Source organism: Rhodopseudomonas infernalis, assembly GCF_022271405.1.
Taxonomy (GTDB): domain Bacteria; phylum Pseudomonadota; class Alphaproteobacteria; order Rhizobiales; family Xanthobacteraceae; genus Rhodopseudomonas; species Rhodopseudomonas infernalis.
Window position 1 is genome coordinate 1 of record NZ_JAJNAL010000051.1, and the last position, 15,968, is coordinate 15,968.

Annotated in this window: 13 protein-coding genes and 1 tRNA gene; 9 read left to right on the plus strand and 5 right to left on the minus strand. The window is 68.3% G+C overall.

Annotated features, from left to right (window positions below):
- Positions 1-257: 257 nt before the first annotated feature.
- Positions 258-1,331, minus strand: a complete 1,074-nt coding sequence (tsaD, locus tag LPW26_RS22925) for a tRNA (adenosine(37)-N6)-threonylcarbamoyltransferase complex transferase subunit TsaD (protein ID WP_238738032.1) — start codon at positions 1,329-1,331, stop codon at positions 258-260.
- Between the two features lie 206 nt (positions 1,332-1,537).
- Here tsaD and LPW26_RS22930 point away from each other — a divergent pair, with 206 nt between their 5' ends.
- The 6 genes from LPW26_RS22930 to LPW26_RS22955 all read left to right on the plus strand — a co-directional run bounded on the left by LPW26_RS22930 (position 1,538) and on the right by LPW26_RS22955 (position 8,402).
- A complete protein-coding gene (locus LPW26_RS22930; RefSeq protein ID WP_238738033.1) occupies positions 1,538-2,281 on the plus strand; it encodes a uroporphyrinogen-III synthase in 744 nt (247 codons plus the stop codon).
- A 52-nt stretch (positions 2,282-2,333) separates the two neighbouring features.
- A complete protein-coding gene (locus LPW26_RS22935; RefSeq protein ID WP_238738034.1) occupies positions 2,334-3,731 on the plus strand; it encodes a COG4223 family protein in 1,398 nt (465 codons plus the stop codon).
- Positions 3,732-3,738: 7 nt separating this feature from the next.
- Complete coding sequence (locus LPW26_RS22940; protein ID WP_238738035.1) at positions 3,739-5,463, plus strand: heme biosynthesis protein HemY; 1,725 nt, start codon at positions 3,739-3,741, stop codon at positions 5,461-5,463.
- A 116-nt stretch (positions 5,464-5,579) separates the two neighbouring features.
- Positions 5,580-5,655: transfer RNA gene (locus tag LPW26_RS22945), tRNA-Thr, on the plus strand.
- Between the two features lie 144 nt (positions 5,656-5,799).
- Positions 5,800-7,272, plus strand: a complete 1,473-nt coding sequence (locus LPW26_RS22950; protein WP_238738036.1) for an MBOAT family O-acyltransferase — start codon at positions 5,800-5,802, stop codon at positions 7,270-7,272.
- A gap of 2 nt (positions 7,273-7,274) precedes the next feature.
- Entirely contained in the window at positions 7,275-8,402 is a 1,128-nt protein-coding gene (locus tag LPW26_RS22955) for an alginate O-acetyltransferase AlgX-related protein (RefSeq protein ID WP_238738037.1), read from the plus strand.
- Between the two features lie 41 nt (positions 8,403-8,443).
- On the opposite strand, the gene LPW26_RS22960 is transcribed toward LPW26_RS22955, so the two are convergent.
- From LPW26_RS22960 to LPW26_RS22970, 3 genes are all read right to left on the minus strand, one after another.
- Entirely contained in the window at positions 8,444-9,325 is an 882-nt protein-coding gene (locus LPW26_RS22960) for a sulfurtransferase (protein ID WP_238738038.1), read from the minus strand.
- Between the two features lie 107 nt (positions 9,326-9,432).
- Positions 9,433-10,563, minus strand: coding sequence for an acyl-CoA dehydrogenase family protein (locus LPW26_RS22965; protein ID WP_406678145.1), 1,131 nt, complete (start codon positions 10,561-10,563; stop codon positions 9,433-9,435).
- Between the two features lie 31 nt (positions 10,564-10,594).
- Positions 10,595-11,167, minus strand: a complete 573-nt coding sequence (locus tag LPW26_RS22970; protein ID WP_406678147.1) for an OsmC family protein — start codon at positions 11,165-11,167, stop codon at positions 10,595-10,597.
- Between the two features lie 253 nt (positions 11,168-11,420).
- Here LPW26_RS22970 and LPW26_RS22975 point away from each other — a divergent pair, with 253 nt between their 5' ends.
- The gene (locus tag LPW26_RS22975) at positions 11,421-12,005 is read left to right on the plus strand and encodes a TetR/AcrR family transcriptional regulator (RefSeq protein ID WP_238738040.1); all 585 of its coding nucleotides are present in this window, start codon (positions 11,421-11,423) and stop codon (positions 12,003-12,005) included.
- Between the two features lie 3 nt (positions 12,006-12,008).
- Here LPW26_RS22975 and LPW26_RS22980 read toward each other — a convergent pair whose 3' ends face one another.
- Positions 12,009-13,988 carry an acyltransferase family protein gene (locus LPW26_RS22980; protein ID WP_238738041.1) on the minus strand — a complete coding sequence of 660 codons (1,980 nt, stop codon included), beginning with the start codon at positions 13,986-13,988 and terminating at the stop codon, positions 12,009-12,011.
- 207 nt (positions 13,989-14,195) lie between these two features.
- Between LPW26_RS22980 and LPW26_RS22985 the strand changes: the two genes are divergently transcribed.
- Together LPW26_RS22985 and LPW26_RS22990 are read left to right on the plus strand one after the other, a co-directional pair.
- Complete coding sequence (locus LPW26_RS22985; RefSeq protein WP_238738042.1) at positions 14,196-14,621, plus strand: secondary thiamine-phosphate synthase enzyme YjbQ; 426 nt, start codon at positions 14,196-14,198, stop codon at positions 14,619-14,621.
- A gap of 31 nt (positions 14,622-14,652) precedes the next feature.
- Positions 14,653-15,951 carry a RuBisCO large subunit C-terminal-like domain-containing protein gene (locus tag LPW26_RS22990; protein WP_238738043.1) on the plus strand — a complete coding sequence of 433 codons (1,299 nt, stop codon included), beginning with the start codon at positions 14,653-14,655 and terminating at the stop codon, positions 15,949-15,951.
- Positions 15,952-15,968: the final 17 nt, after the last annotated feature.

The window sequence follows — 15,968 nt, forward strand, 5'->3', positions numbered from 1 at the left end:
TTCATCCGCTGTGCCCGCGGCTCGGGGCCCCCCCCCCCGGGGGGGGGGGGGGGGGGGGGGGGGGGCCCGCCCCCCCCCCCCCCCCGGGGCGGGGGGGCGCCCCCCCCCCCCCCCGCGGCGGCGGGGGCCCCCCCGCGAAGAGTTCATCCGCTGTGCCCGCGGCTCACCCCACCCCGCCGTGTACCGCGCTGCGCGCGCTACACGCCGACCCTCCCCCTCACGGGGAGGGTGAAGAGAGTCGCGGAATCGATGCTCCCTCAAAATCCCGCCCGCGTGTTCGTATATGTTCCCGGCGCCGTCGCGTTGGCGTCGAGCAGCCAGCGGGCGCGGGGAGCGGCGTCCAGCGTGTCGGTGAGGCCGAGCGCGAGGCGTTCGGCGCCGGCCCAGGCGATCATCGCGCCGTTATCGGTGCACAGCGCCGGCGGCGGCACCATCAGGGTGGTCTGGGCCTTGGCGGCGACCTCGCGCAACGCGCGGCGGATCGCCTGGTTGGCGGCGACGCCGCCGGCCGCGACCAGCGCCTTTGGGGGGCCGAACCGCTCCTTGAACAGCCGCAGCCCGGCGCCGAGCCGGTCGGCCACCGAGTCCAGCACGGCGGCCTGAAAGCCGGCGCATAGATCGTTGATGTCTTGCGGCTCCAGCGGCGTCAGCCGGCTGGCCTCGTTGCGCACCGCGGTCTTCAGCCCCGACAGCGAGAAATTGGCGTCCGGCCGCCCCAGCATCGGCCGCGGAAACGCGAACCGCATCGGATCGCCGGCGGCAGCCGCGCGCTCGACCTGTGGGCCGCCCGGATAGGGCAGGCCGAGCAGCTTGGCGATCTTGTCGAAGGCCTCGCCGATCGCGTCGTCGACCGTGGTACCGAGCCGGATGTAGTCGCCGACGCCGAGCACCGCGACGATCTGGGTGTGGCCGCCAGAGGCGAGAAACAGGCAGTAGGGAAACTCGGTCGAATCCGTCAGCCGCGGCGTCAGCGCATGCGCTTCGAGATGATTGACGGCGATCAGTGGCGTGGCGTGCACCAGCGCGATCGCCTTGGCGGTCGTCAGCCCGACGATCACACCGCCGATCAGCCCGGGGCCGGCCGCAGCCGCAATGCCGGACAGTTGTGCGAAGCTGGTTCCGGCCTCTCGCATCGCACTGGAGATAATGCCGTCGAGCAGATCGACATGCGCGCGCGCGGCAATTTCGGGTACTACGCCACCAAACGGCGCATGCTCCTCGGTCTGCGAGCGCACCACGTTGGAGAGAATCCGGCCGCTGCCGTCGGCGCGGCGTTCGACCACCGCCGCCGCGGTTTCATCGCAGGTCGTCTCGATCCCAAGCACCAGCAAGGTTTGGTCACTAGTCAAATTGAGCCCTTGCGTTTGCGGCCGAACCGGCGTTCTCCTTGCCTCGCGTAGCATTGCGGGGTCGCGGAATGCAATCATCCGGTCGGCGCCCCGCAGCTCCGTTAAAGTCCGACGGTCCGCCGCTATCGGTGATGATGGCGAAGGCCGCAACGACACCTGTTTGCCTCTCGCATGCGAGGACGCCAGGCGTGGCACTGCTCGTCACCCGCCCACAACCCGATAACGACGTGACCGCTGCGGCCCTTCGCGCCAAGGGTTACGATGTGCTGTTGGCGCCGATGCTGCGGTTCGAGCCGCTGCCGTTTCCGGACGATCCGGACGCCGCCTATCGCGGCGTCATCGTCACCAGTGCCAATGCGCTCCGCGCGATCGCCGATCAGCCCGGCTTCACCCGGCTGCTGAAGCTGCCGTTGTTCGCGGTCGGCAAGCACACCGCGCGCGCGGCCCGCGATGCCGGCTTCACCGAGGTGATCGTCGCCGACGGCGATGCCGCCAAGCTGCGGCTGAAGGTCGCCGACAGCCTGCGCGGGAAAAAGAAGGCGCCCGGTGCGTTGCTGTATCTGGCGGGCGCCGACCTGTCGCGCGACCTTGCCGGTGACCTGCGCGGGGATGGCTTCGACGTGGTGATGCAGACAACCTACCGGATGGTGCCGGTGCCGACCTTGCCGACGAGCGTCTGCGACGATTTCGCCGCCAACCGGATCGAGGCCGTGCTGCATTATTCGCAGCGCAGCGCGCGCGCCTTCGTCGACGCCACGCGTGCGTCGGGCATCGAAATATCGGCGCTGGCGATCCCGCAATGCTGCCTGTCGGTGCAGGTCTCAGATGTGGTGCGCGAAGCCGGCGCCACCCAGGTGATGGTGGCGCGGACCCCCGACGAGCCGGCGCTGTTCGAGGCGCTGGACCGAGCGGTCGCGGCGCCGGCGCGCTAACAAAAGAGCCGGACCGCGTCGACGGATCTGGCGGACAGGTAACGAGGAACGGATGGTCGAGAACAGACCCGGACACGAGGACGCGCAGCCGAAGGGGGACGAACGGGACCAGCCCGCGTCCGAGGCGACGCCCGACAACACCGATCGAACGCCCGACGACGCCATCGAGGCGCAAGCGGCGGCGCCCGCCGACCCGGAGCTTCCGCCCGCCGAACCTCCGGAGCCGCCGACGGCCGAGCCCGAACCGCCGGTCGAAGCTTCGATCGAGCGGCCCGAGACACGGTTCGCCGACGAGCCGAGCCCGCGCGCGGCGCCGAGCGAACCGCATCGGCCCGGCATCGCCGCCGTGATGCTGCCGCCGATCCTGGCGGTCGCCATCGCGGCCGCCGTGGTGGTCGGCGCCGCCAAGACCGGGCTGCTGCCGCAGTTCCTGTCCTCCACCAGCGTCAGCGAGCCGGCCCGGGACGACGCCGCGATCGAGGCGCTCAAGGCGCGGATCGCCGAGCTCGAGGCCCGGCCCAGCGCCGGCGCCAAACCGGTCGCCGATGCCGCCGCGCTCGATGCACTCGCGGCCCGGATCGCCAGCCTGGAAGCGCGGCCGGCTCCGGATGCGACCGCCGCAGCGGCGGCAGCGGATCCGGCGCTGGCCGGCAAGGTCGAGGCGCTGGAGCAGACCGTGGCGACACTGCGCGACGACCTCACGGCGCTGCGCAGCCGCGCCGACCAGCTCGCCGGCACCGTGAAGGACATGAAGGCCGGGGGCTCCGAACCTGCGGCGGCGACGCCTGACACGCCCGCCGACCGTCCGGCCGGAGAAGCCGGGCCTAACGCGGCGGCTGTTGCGGCCATCAACGCGCGCCTCGCCGAGCTCGAACAGGCCGCCAAGGCTTCGGCCGCGTTCCCGAAGTCATCCGCCGCCGCATCGACCGACGACGCGCCGCTGCGCCGGCTGGTCACCGCCACGATGCTCGACCTCACCGTCAAGCAAGGCGCGCCTTACGGTGCGGTGTTGCAGGCGGCGCAGCCGCTCGCCGTCGATCCCGCCGCGCTGAAGCCGCTGCAGCCGTTTGCCGACACCGGCGTGCCGAGCGCCGCAGCGCTCGGGCGCGAGCTGATCGCGCTGCTGCCGAAGCTGCTCGTCGCCGACGACGCCGGCACCAACCCGAACTTCATCGACCGCTTCCAGGCCAATGCCGAGCGGCTGGTGCGGATCCAGCGCTCCGACGCAACGCCAGGGCCCGATCGCACCGCGATCGTCGGCCGCCTCACCGCCGCCGCACAGCGCGGCGACCTTGCCGAAGCGCGGCGCGAACTGAAAGCGCTTGCGCCGGCCGACCGCGCTCCTGTTCAATCCTGGATCGACAAATCCGAGGCCCGTGACCAGGCTCTCGCCGCTTCGCAATCCTTCGCCAGCGCGGCACTCGCCGCGCTGTCAAAACCGTCGCCATAGGATTCCCATGCTGCGCATCATCCTGTTTCTCGTGATCATCGCGCTCGCGGCGGCGGGCGCCGCCTGGGTGGCTGAACAGCCCGGCGACGTGGTGCTGTCGTGGAATGCCTGGCGCGCCGAGATGCGGCTGCCGGTGTTTATCCTCGGGCTCGCCGGCGCGCTGGTCGCGCTCGGCCTCTCCTGGTGGATCATCACCGGCCTGTTGCGGGCGCCGGGGCGGATGAAGCGCGGCCGGGTCGAGCGCCGCAGCGGCCGCGCCCGTCACGCCATCACCCAGGGCCTGCTCGCGGTCGGCCATGGCGATGCCGCCGCCGCCCGTCAGCACGCCACCGCGGCGCGTCGCCATGCGCCGCACGATCCGCTGGCGCTGCTGCTGCAGGCGCAATCGGCGCAGCTTGAAGGCGATCGCGAGGGCGCGCGCCGGGCGTTTCTGGCGATGGCCGGGCGCGACGACACCAAATCGCTCGGCATGCGTGGCCTGTATATCGAGGCGCAGCGCTCGGACGATCCCTACGCGGCGCTGGCGATCGCCGAAGAGGCGCTGCGGCTGCATCCGAACGCAGCCTGGGCCTCGCATGCGGTGCTCGGCTTCCGCTGCGCTCGCGGCGACTGGACCGGCGCGCTGGAGATCCTGGAGACCAACCTCTCGGCCGGGCTGGTCGACAAGAAGGCGTTTCGTCGTCAGCGCGCAGTGCTGCTGACGGCTCGCGCGCTCGACGTCGAGGACAGCGACGAGAGCCTGTCGCGCGACAGCGCGCTGGAGGCCAACAAGCTCGCCCCGAACCTGGTGCCGGCTGCGGTGCTGGCGGCCAAGCATCTCGCCCAGACCCATCAGGTCCGCCGCGCCATGAAGGTGATCGAGACCGCCTGGCAGGCCGGTCCGCATCCCGATCTCGCCGAGGCTTATGCGCATATCAAGCCGGGAGATGCGCCGAACCTGCGGCTGGCGAGGGTCGAAAACCTGATCGCCAAGAACGCGCAGGATTTCGAAAGCGCTCTGGCGGTCGCCCGCGCCGGCATCGACGCCGGCGCCTACGCCCGGGCACGCCGCGCGCTGGAGCCGTTCATCGACAATCCGACCCAGCGGGTCGCGATGCTGATGGCCGAAATCGAGCATGGCGAGCGCGGCGACACCGCCAAGGCGCGGGCCTGGACGCTGCGCGCCGTCCGGGCGCTGCCGGATGCGGTGTGGACCGCGGACGGCTACATCTCCGATCACTGGCGTCCGGTGTCGCCGGTCACCGGCCGGCTCGATGCGTTCCAGTGGCAGGTGCCGCTCGCCGCTCTGCCGAGCAAGAAGACCGTGGTGATCGAGGACAATCCGTTCCACGACGCCCTGATCGCCTCCTCGGCGCCCCAGGCGCTGCCCCCCGCCCAGACCGACGAGCCGGTCACGGTCACGATCGAGCCTGCCGCCGAAACCGCCGTGGTGACGCCGACCGAGCCCGAGGCGGTGGTGACCGTCGAACCCGAGCCGACCGACAAGCCGAAGGACCCCAAGGACGCCCCCAAAGCGGCTGCGTCCGATGCGCCGGCCGAAACCGTGATCCCGATGCCGTCGCCGCCGCTGTTCCACCGCCGCGCGTCGTCGGCCCCGCCGGTGATCCCGATCGTTCGTGCCCCGGACGATCCGGGCGTCGACGAAGACTCGGCGCCGGAGGAATTTGCCGAGCGCCCGCCCGCGCCGGCCGGCCAGGGCGGCAGCTGGCGCGGCTATCGCCCGCCGCGCTAGGATTTCGGGCGCCGGAACGGCCGCGGTTCTTGCCAATCCGGCCGCCGGCCGATATCAGGAGCCGGAGTTTCGACAGGTCAGCGTTTTCGGGCGGAGCATCACCCCTCCCGAAGGTCGCCGCAATAGCTCAGCTGGTAGAGCACGTCATTCGTAATGACGGGGTCGGGGGTTCGAATCCCTCTTGCGGCACCACCCTTTGTTCTCCTGTTCCCGTCGCGTTTCAAGTTCCCCGTCGCGGGTTCCGCCGCGTCGCTCATCGCGTCTGCGCACGCCAACGCTTCGCAAACTCATTCGCAACGTTGACGCGATTGACCCAGTCGGGTGAATGACGGCGCCATGCTGTTCAGTTCGCCGGTCTTTCTGTTCCTGTTCCTTCCACTTCTGCTGCTGCTGTATTGGAGCGCGCCGCGGGCATGGCGCAACGGCGTGCTGCTGGTCGCCAGCATTCTGTTCTACGTCTGGGGCGAGCGCTTCTTCTTTGTGGTGATGCTGGCCTCGATCGCCGCGAACTGGCTGATCGGGCTGGCGCTGGATGCGCTCGAAGGACCGCGGCAACGCAAGGCGATGGTCGCCTTCGCGGTGGTGCTGAACATCGGGCTGCTGGCGGTCTTCAAGTACACCGAATTCCTGGTCGGCAATCTCAACGATCTGCTCGCTGTCGTCGGCGTTGCGCCGGTCAGCGTGGTGTCGCCGCATCTGCCGCTCGGCATCTCGTTCTTCACCTTCCATGCGCTGTCCTACGTGATCGACGTCTATCGCCGCGTCGCCACCGCGCAGCGCAAGCCGATCGACTTCGCGCTGTACATCGCATTCTTCCCGCAGCTGATCGCCGGGCCGATCATCCGCTATCACGACATCTACAAGCAGCTGACCCGCCGCACCGTCACGCTCGAGCTGCTCGCCTCCGGCACCGAGCGGTTCCTCGCCGGCTTCGGCAAGAAGATGCTGCTGGCCAATCCGCTCGGCGAGGTCGCCGATCAGATCTTCGCGCTGCCCGCGGGCGAACTCAGCCCCGGCGCCGCCTGGCTCGGCGTGATCTGCTACACGCTGCAGATCTATCTCGATTTCTCGGCCTATTCGGACATGGCGATCGGGCTGGCGCGGATCTTCGGCTTCCATTTCCTGGAGAACTTCAACTACCCGTATCGGGCGCAATCGCTGCAGGAATTCTGGCGGCGCTGGCACATTTCTCTGTCCAACTGGCTGCGCGACTATCTGTACATCCCGCTCGGCGGCAGCCGTGTGGCCAATTGGCGGATCTATCTCAACCTGTTCATCGTGTTCTTCGTCTGCGGCCTGTGGCACGGCGCCAACTGGACCTTCGTGGTGTGGGGCATGATCCATGGCGGGTTTCTGATCATCGAGCGGCTCGGCCTGGCGCGCTGGCTCGCGCGGCAGCCCGGCGCCGTGCGGCACGCCTATGCGCTCGGCGTGGTGTCGCTTGCCTGGGTGTTCTTCCGCTCGGCGGATGTCACTCAGGCGGTGCACTATCTGCAGGTGATGTTCGGCATCGGCGGCAGCGCGCTGTCGCTCGACTTCCTGCGCTACGTCGATCCACTGGTGGTCATCAGTCTGGTCATCGGCAGCCTCGCGGCCGCCGGCGTGTTCACGCGGCTGACCTCGGACTGGCGCTGCCGCGCCGGTCAGCGCGACGGCGTGCTGCATCCGCCGCTCGAGGCGGTGCGGCTCGATGCCGACGGGCGGTGGGTGCTTGGCCTGCGCCTCGTCATTGCGCTCACGGTCGGTGTGCTGGGCTGCAGCCAGGTCGCGGCCGGCACCTACAATCCGTTCATCTATTTCAGGTTCTGACGATGTCGCAGATGTCCTTGTCGGCTCGAATTTACGCGGGCGCGCTGGTCGGGGTGGCGCTGCTGTTCTTGGCGGCCGGGCTGATCACCACGGTGGTCCGGCAGACCGCGGTCAGCAGCGGCGAGAATCGAAGCTTCGCGCAGTTGCCGGCCTGGCCGCGCTCGCTCGCCGAATGGGAGGGTTTCCCGCAGCGCTTCGACGATTACTTCAACGACCAGTTCGGGCTGCGCACGCTGCTGTTGCGGCTCAACACCAATGTCGGCGCGCTGATGCTCGGCCGCCTGCCGTCGAACCGCGTGATCCTCGGCCAACACGACTGGCTGTTCTACGCCGCCGACGATTCGCTCGACCTCTACGCCAACAAGCGCCCGCTCAGCGCCGCGCAGCTTGCGGACGCACGGGAAGCGGTGGTTGCACGGATCAGCCATGCGCGACAGCTCGGCGCCGCCTATATGCTGGTCATCGCGCCCGACAAGCACTCCATCTATCCCGAGCACATGCCGCGATTTCTGGCGCGCCGCGATCGGCCGTCCCAGCTCGATCAGCTGCTCGCCGTCACCAAGCCGGCAGGGCTGCCGGTCGTTGATTTGCGGGCCGCACTGTTGCGCGGCAAGGACGAAGGCCTCGTCTACTACAAGGATGATACCCATTGGACGGAGTGGGGCGCTTATCTGGGCTATCGCACCCTGATGGCGGCGCAGCCGCTGCCCGATGTGCCGCTGCTGCAGATCTCCGCTCGCCAATATTCGGTCGCGAGCGACGTCAAGGGCGATCTCGCCAAGACGGCCAATCTGCCGTGGGTGGAGCGAACGGTCCGGGCCGATCCGGCAGCGATGCGCTGCGCCGCGACCGGGACCCCGCTCGAACCGCTTTCGCCGAATCTATTGATCGCCCGATCGCAATGCGCCAGTGCGAACTACAAGGTCGTCTATATCGGCGACTCGTTCATCGATTCCATCATGAAATACGTGTCGCAGAGCTTCGGCGAAGTCGTCTACATCTCCCGCTCCGGCTTCACGCCGTGGCGCGACGTGCAGTCCGTCGTCGATCGCGAGGCGCCCGACCTGATCATCGAACAACTGGTCGAGCGCCACGTCTCGTCGATCGCGGACGCCCGCGCGCGCGAGTGACGGAGCCGCGGCGTCTTGCGGGCTCCGTCGTGCTCGGGTGATTACTCCGCCGCCATCAGCGACGGGGCTGCGTAGGGGGCGCCTTCTTCAATCGGTAGCGACGGGTCGCGCGACCATTCGTTCCAGGAGCCGAAATACAGGCTGACGTCCTTGATGCCGGCTTCCTTCAGCGCCACCAGCGTGTTCGACGCGCGTGCGCCCTTAAAGCAGTACAGCACGACCGGCGTATCCGCCGTGATGCCGACGCTGGCGCATTCGGCCATGATTTCGGCGGACGATTTGAACATCGGGCCGGTCGGCGACGGCTTCATCATGCGGTACCATTCGATCCAGACCGCGCCGGGGATGCGGCCCTTGCGCGGGCAGAAATCCTTGCCGTAAGGCGACGAGCTCTCGCCGATCCATTCGTCGACGTCGCGGGTGTCGAGCTTGACCTTGGACTGGTCCGAGACCGCCGCCTTCATGGATTCGAGGTCGACCAGAATCGACGCCGCCGCAGGATCGACGGTGAACGTCTTGGGCGTCGGGGCCGGCACGTCCGTGGTGGTCGGCAGTCCGGCCGCCGTCCAGGCCGTATAACCGCCGTGCAGGATCTTGACCTTCGGATAGCCCAAGTAGGTGAGCAGCACATAGCCGCGGCAGGATTGGCCGAAGCCGGTGTTCATCGACTGTTCGTAGATCACCGCGCTCTCGTCGCCCGAGAGACCCGCAGCCCCGAACGCGGCGGCGAATTTGTCGCTCATCTCCTTGATGCCTTCGGGCGTCGAGGTCGCGAGGTACGTGAAGATCTCGTGGATGTTGACGGCGCCCGGAATATGGCCGGCCGCGTAGCTGCCGGGATCGCGGGTGTCGATCACCACCGTCATCGGCGACGACAGCATCTCGGACAGCTCGGTGGGCGTGACAAGAACCTTCTCGGTCATCAGTTCGCTCCTGTGTTCGTCGTTGCACGTGGGCTCGCAAGGGAATCTCCGCACAGGGCGTCGCCCTGTGGTGACTGCTGCCGGGCGACGCGGCCCGGATCGGGCGGTTAGTTGGCCATGTCGGCCAGCATCTTGCGGAGCTGCTTGGTGGCGGGGGTGACGATCGCCACGAAGTAGGCCTCGCGCAGCCGGCGCTGCGCCGTGGCACCGGCCACGTAGCCGCGTGCGCCGCAATGGAGCATCGCGGCGTGCGCGGCTGCGACCGACGCATCGCCAGCGGCGAGCCGCGCCTCGATCACCGCCCGCCAGTAGTCACGGTCGCTTTCGAACGGCGTGGCTGCCAAGCGCGCGACCTCGGCCTGCATCGCCGCAAGTTGCTCGGCGATCGGTTCGGGCTGCACGTCGAGATATTTGTTGACGTGGCCGAGCGGGCCTTTGCACTGCTCGATCAACCGCAGGCAGTCGCGGATCAGGCCGAACGCCATGCCGGCCTGCAGCAGGATGAAGCCGGCGCGGATCCGCTTGATGTAGTCGTCGACCGGATCGGCGACGATCCAGGCGTCCGGCACCATCACATCGCGTAGCTGCAACGCAAAGGTGCGGGTGCCGTCCAGAGCGGTGAATTTCGCGTTGTCGGCGAGGCTGACGCCCGCCGCCGCGCACGGAATCACCGCCATCACGTTGTGCTTGGTGCCGCCGTCGTCGACCTCGAAAATGCCGCCGAAGTAATGATCGGCGCCGAGGTTGGAGACGTAGGGCAGCAGGCCCTTGACCACATAGCCGCCGGCGACACGGTGGCCCTTCAGCCGCATGGGCTCGATGCCGAACAGAGACTTCATCGGGTTCGAGAGCGCGGTGCCGCCGAGCACTGCACCGCTGGCGATCTGCGGGCCTATACCGGTCCGCAGGCTGTCGTTGTCGGACGCATAGATGTACCAGGCGAGCGCGTCCTGGCACCATATGCAGAAGGCGGTGGACAGGCAATGCTCGCCCGCCGCCGCCATCGCGTTGATCGAGGTCATCAGATCGAGGCGCGGGCTGAGGCCGGGCAAATGATGCGCGTAGGCGCCGAGACGCCCGTAATGACGCATCAGATCTTCCGGGTAGTAGCCCTCGGTATCGATCCGGTTGACCAGCGACGGCAGCTCGCGCGCCGACAGCGCCCGGATCGCTTCGACGACGTCGGCACCCGGAAGCGCCGCCGCATCGCTTGGCATCACTGACTGTACATCCAGCATGGCACCTGTCCGCTGTTGGCGTGGGTCGGGATCAGGTCAGGGTCACGTCGAGATTGACGGGCCGCGAAAACGTGTTGGCGACCGGCGACCACAGCCGCGCATGCGCCACCAGCGCGTCGAGTTCTTCACGCGGGCGATCGGCCTCGAACTTCACCTTGGCGCGCACGTCGGTGAAGCCGACCGGCTTCTCGGAGAGATCGCCGGTGCCCCAGACGCCGGTGATGTTGAGGTCGCCTTCGAGTTCGATCTCGAGCGTGTAGACGGTGATGCCGCGGGCCACCGCGTTGGCGTGGATGCCGACCGCGAGACAGGAGCCGAGCGCGGCGAGCGAAGCTTCCGACGGGTTCGGCGCGGTGTCGTCGCCGAGAAGGCCCGGCGGTTCGTCGACGATGTAGGGCGGCAGGCTGCGGACGAAGTTGAGGTGGCGGAAGCGGCCCTCGGCCACGGTCTTGCACTTCAGCGTCTTGACGGCCGTCGGGTCGGCCTTGCCCTTCGCGATCAGCTCGTCGAGGCCGGCCTTGTCGATCGGCGTCAGGCAGCCGGTCATGGCGGTCGGCGTGTCGGGTGTCAGGCAGGCGGTCATCGCGGTGGCGACTTTGGTCATGGGATCTCCCTGGGCTAAAAGATACAGACCGTTCTGTATTAGCAGGAAGCGTGCCAAGGCGAGGTCGGGAAAACCGTAGTGATTTCAACGGCGCATCGGAGGTTGAAACTGCCTACGAATTCGCCTGCGCTGCAATTTCAGTCAGACATGCCTCGCAAATGCGCTAAGGCGCGGCCGTTACGAACAGACCATTCGGTTTCCCCGATTGCGGCCGCCCAAAGCCCGGCGTATGTGCGTAGGTATGGACCAAGCCGTGCTTCCACCTAGCAACGAGCGCGCCGAGGCGCGGATGTCGCCGCGCGAGCGGCTGATGGAGAGTGCGCGCACCTTGTTCTGCCGCTACGGCATCAATTCGGTCGGCGTCGACGCCATCATCGCCCAGGCCGGCACCGCCAAGACCACGCTGTATAAGCTGTTCGGCTCCAAGGACGGGCTGGTCGAAGCCGTCCTCGAACGCGAGGGCGAGGCCTGGCGCAGCTGGTTCATGGAGGAGATCGACGGTCCGGGCGGTTCGGCGCGCGAGCGGCTGGACCGGATCGGTCCGGCCCTGAAGGCGTGGTTCACGCGGCCCGATTTTTACGGCTGCCCATTCATCAATGCCGTCGGCGAATCCGACAAGGCCGACGACCGGATGCGCAATCTGGCGATCGCCCACAAGACGATCGTGCTCGACCGGCTGACGGCGCTGTGCGCCGAGGCCGGCATCGACGATCCCGCCGAGGTTGCGCATACGCTGGGACTGGTGATCGACGGCGCCATCGTGATGGCGCTGGTGACGCGCAAGCCGAGCGCCGCCGATGTCGCCGGCCGCGCCTGCGCGGCGATCCTGCCGCACTAACTGTTACTTGCCGAGAATCTCCCGCGCCCGCTCGCGCACCAGGAAGATCGAAGCCGCCGGCGTCAGGTGGCTGCCGTCATGCGTCACCGGCGTGCCGCTGCCGTCCGGCGCTGCGAGCAGGCAGCCGTCCGGATTGCAGAAGCTCTGCGTCGGCGAGATGAACTCGGCGCCCTCGGACTCGAACAGCGATCGCAGCCGCTGATTGTCGTCCGCATGGGTCGAATCGAGATGGCGGCTGTCGCGCAGTGGAATCTGCGCCGGGGTGATCATTCCGGCCGCCAGCTCGCGATAGGCCTGCGCCAGCACCCGCTTCGGCGGGGTCCGCCAGGTCGGCACTCGGCCGACCACGACGATGCGCCGAACCCCGAGTGCGCGTAGTTCGCGCAGCGTGGCGTGGATCAGCGCGTCGGCGGCTGCGGGGTCGGCGTCCGGCCCATCGTAATTGTGCCATTGCCGCGCAGCGAGGATGACGGTGTCGGGCTTCAGCGCGCGCAGCCGTTCGTGCACGCGGTCGTTGCTGGCACGGCAGAACCTGGCCTCGATCCCCTCGAAGCCGAAGATCGGCGGGCAGCCGCCGGCGGTGTATTGCGACAGCCGGAAGCCGCGGCCGTCGCGCTGCAGGGCGCGCAGGCCCGGATAGAGATGCGCCGCATGGGAATCGCCCCACAGCACGATGCGCGGCGCATCGGCCGGCGCCGCATCGTCGCACTCCGCAGAGAAAATCTTGTCGCCGCCGAGGAAGCAGGTGTCGAGCCGATAGGCGGTCGTCGATTCGCCCTGCAGGTCGGCAGTGATGGCCTTCAACTCGGGCCCGAACCGCGACGGAAACCCGCCGGCCGCATGGATGACGGCGCCGGCCAGCCCGACCACGGCAAGCGCCGCGAAGGCCGCCGCGGTCTTGCGGCGTGTCGGACGATAGCGAAACGGCAGCTCGACGATCCGATAGGTGAAGTAAGCCAGCGCGAACGCCATCAGGACGGCGATCAGCTTCATCAACGGCGGCGGCTCTTCGCCGAACCGCACGATCCGGATCGCCGCCAGCAACGGCCAGTGCCACAGATACAGCGGATAGCTGATCAGCCCGATCGACACCATCAGGCGATTGCCGAGCAGCACCCGGCTCACACCCGTCGCGGGCCCTGCGGCGATCAGCAGCGCCGCGCCGAGCACCGGCAGCACCGCCCACCAGCCCGGAAAGCCGCGTTCGCTGGTGATCAGGAGCGCGCCGATGCCGATCAGCAGCAATCCGAGCCAGGCACCGCAAGCCCGCACCATCTTCTCATGCGGCGCGAGACGCGCGCACAGTGCTCCGAACCCCGGCATCGCCGCGAGATCGCGATCCGGCCCCGCAATCGTCGCGATCGCCAGCAGGCAGCCGACCATCAGCTCCCAGAACCGTGTCACCGGCAGATAGAACGCCGCGAGCGCGTGGGACGGCGTCAGTGCGATGTTGGCGATGAACGACGCCAGCAGGACGGCGACCGCCACGAGCAGCGGACCGTGCTTCCATCGCCACGCCAGCAGCAGCACCGGAGGCCACAGTAGATAGAATTGTTCCTCGACGCCGAGCGACCATAGATGCAGCAGCGGATTGAGTTCGGCCGCGGCCTCGAAGTAACCGGCGTCGTACAGCAGCGACAGATTGGAGAGGAACGCGGCGCCGAAGCCGATCGAGCGGCCGGCGTCGCGATAATCGACCGGAAACAGCACGAACCAGCCGACCACCGCGCAGCTGATCAGCACCAGCGTCAACGCCGGAAAGATCCGGTTGATGCGCCGCGCGTAGAACACCCGATAGCTGAAATCGTCGGCGCGGCGCGCCTGACAGATGATCGAGGTGATCAAGAAGCCGGAGATCACGAAGAAAACGTCGACACCGATGAAGCCGCCGCGAATCGACGCCGGAAAAGCGTGGAACGCGACCACCAGCAGCACCGCGATGGCGCGCAGTCCGTCGATATCGCTGCGGTAGGCTGGCCTCATCGGCTCTCGCGCTGGTGAAGGGGCTGGGCGTTGCGGCCCCGTGCATCGCGAAGCGAGGCTGCGGTGTCAAGACAGGCCCGGCTCGAGGATGGCGGGCGAGGGTCGCTCATCACAAGGTCGAACGCCGCGGCGTGGGATTTGCGCGGCCTGAGAGCGCGCGATAACACTGCGGTGAAAGCCGGGAGCAGCGGCCAGCGAGGCATCGCGATGAAAATCTTGAGGAACCGGATCGAACTGGCCACCACGGCGCCGATCCAGATCATCGACATCACGGCGCACATCCGCGACTACGTCACCGGCAGCGGCATCACGGACGGGCTGCTCACCGTGAGCTGCCTGCACACCACCGCGCGGATCAACGTCAACGAGCGTGAGGAACAGCTCGAGCGCGACATGCTGACGTTCCTGAAGCGATTCGCGCCGCGCGACGGCGACTATCTGCACAACCTCGCGCCGATCGACGGCCGCGACAACGCGCATGCGCATCTGATCGGGCTGTTGATGAATTCGTCCGAAACGATTCCGGTTGCCGGCGGCGCGCTGGTGCTGGGCGAGTGGCAGTCGGTGTTCTTCATCGAACTCGACGGCCCGCGGCCCAAGCGCGGCATCGAATTGCAGATCCTCGGCACATGACGGCCTCCTCTCGGGCAGCGGAACCACGGATATGACGCCTGACGACATCGCCGGCTTCTACGCCAGGCGCGCCGACCTCGATCTCGACGATTACATCGAGCTCGATTTCGACTTCGAATGCGCCGGCGATCCACGCGAAGCGGCGGCGCATCTGTGCAGCGAACAGTCGACCGCGCAGTGGCGCCGTGTCGGCGTCGACGAGGATTTCCGGCCGCGCTTCGCCGCCAAGGTGCTGGAGCTCTCGGCCGAGAAGCGGCCGGGCGGCTTCAGCACCGCGGTCACATGCACGGTGCGCGGCGAGGTGCACGCCTGCCGCGTGACGATCGCGCATCCGCATCGCAATTTCGGTCCGAAGATTCCGAATCTGTTGTCGGCGGTGTGCGGCGAGGGCGTGTTCTTCTCGCCCGGCATCCCGCTGATCAGGCTGCAGGACATCCGCTTTCCCGACGTCTATCTGGCGTCGTTCGAGGGGCCGCGCTTCGGCATCGAAGGGCTGCGCGAACGGCTGCAGGCCTATGATCGGCCGATCTTCTTCGGCGTGATCAAGCCGAATATCGGGCTGCCGCCGGAGCCGTTCGCCGAGCTCGGCTATCAGAGCTGGCTCGGCGGTCTCGACATCGCCAAGGACGACGAGATGCTGGCCGATGTCGACTGGTGTCCGCTGGCCGAACGCGCCGCGCTGCTCGGCGACGCCTGCCGCCGCGCCTCGGCCGCCACCGGTGTGCCGAAGATCTATCTCGCCAACATCACCGACGAGGTCGACCGGCTGACCGAGCTGCACGATATCGCGGTCGATCATGGCGCAGGCGCGCTGTTGATCAACGCGATGCCGGTCGGGCTGTCGGCGGTGCGGATGCTGCGCAAACACGCCCGCGTGCCGCTGATCGCGCACTTCCCGTTCATCGCCGCATTCAGCCGGCTGGCGAATTACGGCATCCACTCGCGGGTGATGACGCGGCTGCAACGGCTCGCCGGCTTCGACGTGGTGATCATGCCGGGCTTTGGGCCGCGAATGATGACGCCGGAGCACGAGGTGATGGACTGCGTCCGCGCCTGCCTGGAGCCGATGGGGCCGATCAAGCCGTGCCTGCCGGTGCCGGGCGGCAGCGACTCGGCGGCGACGCTGGAGACCGTGTATCGCAAGGTCGGCAGCGCCGATTTCGGCTTCGTGCCGGGGCGCGGCGTGTTCGGCCACCCGATGGGGCCGGCGGCGGGCGCCGCCAGCATCCGTCAGGCGTGGGACGCCATCGCGGGCGGCATCGCGGTCGCCGATCACGCCCAAACTCATCCCGAACTCGCCGCGGCGCTGGCGGCGTTCGGCGGCCGCTGAGCGCGGCCGCGCGCAGG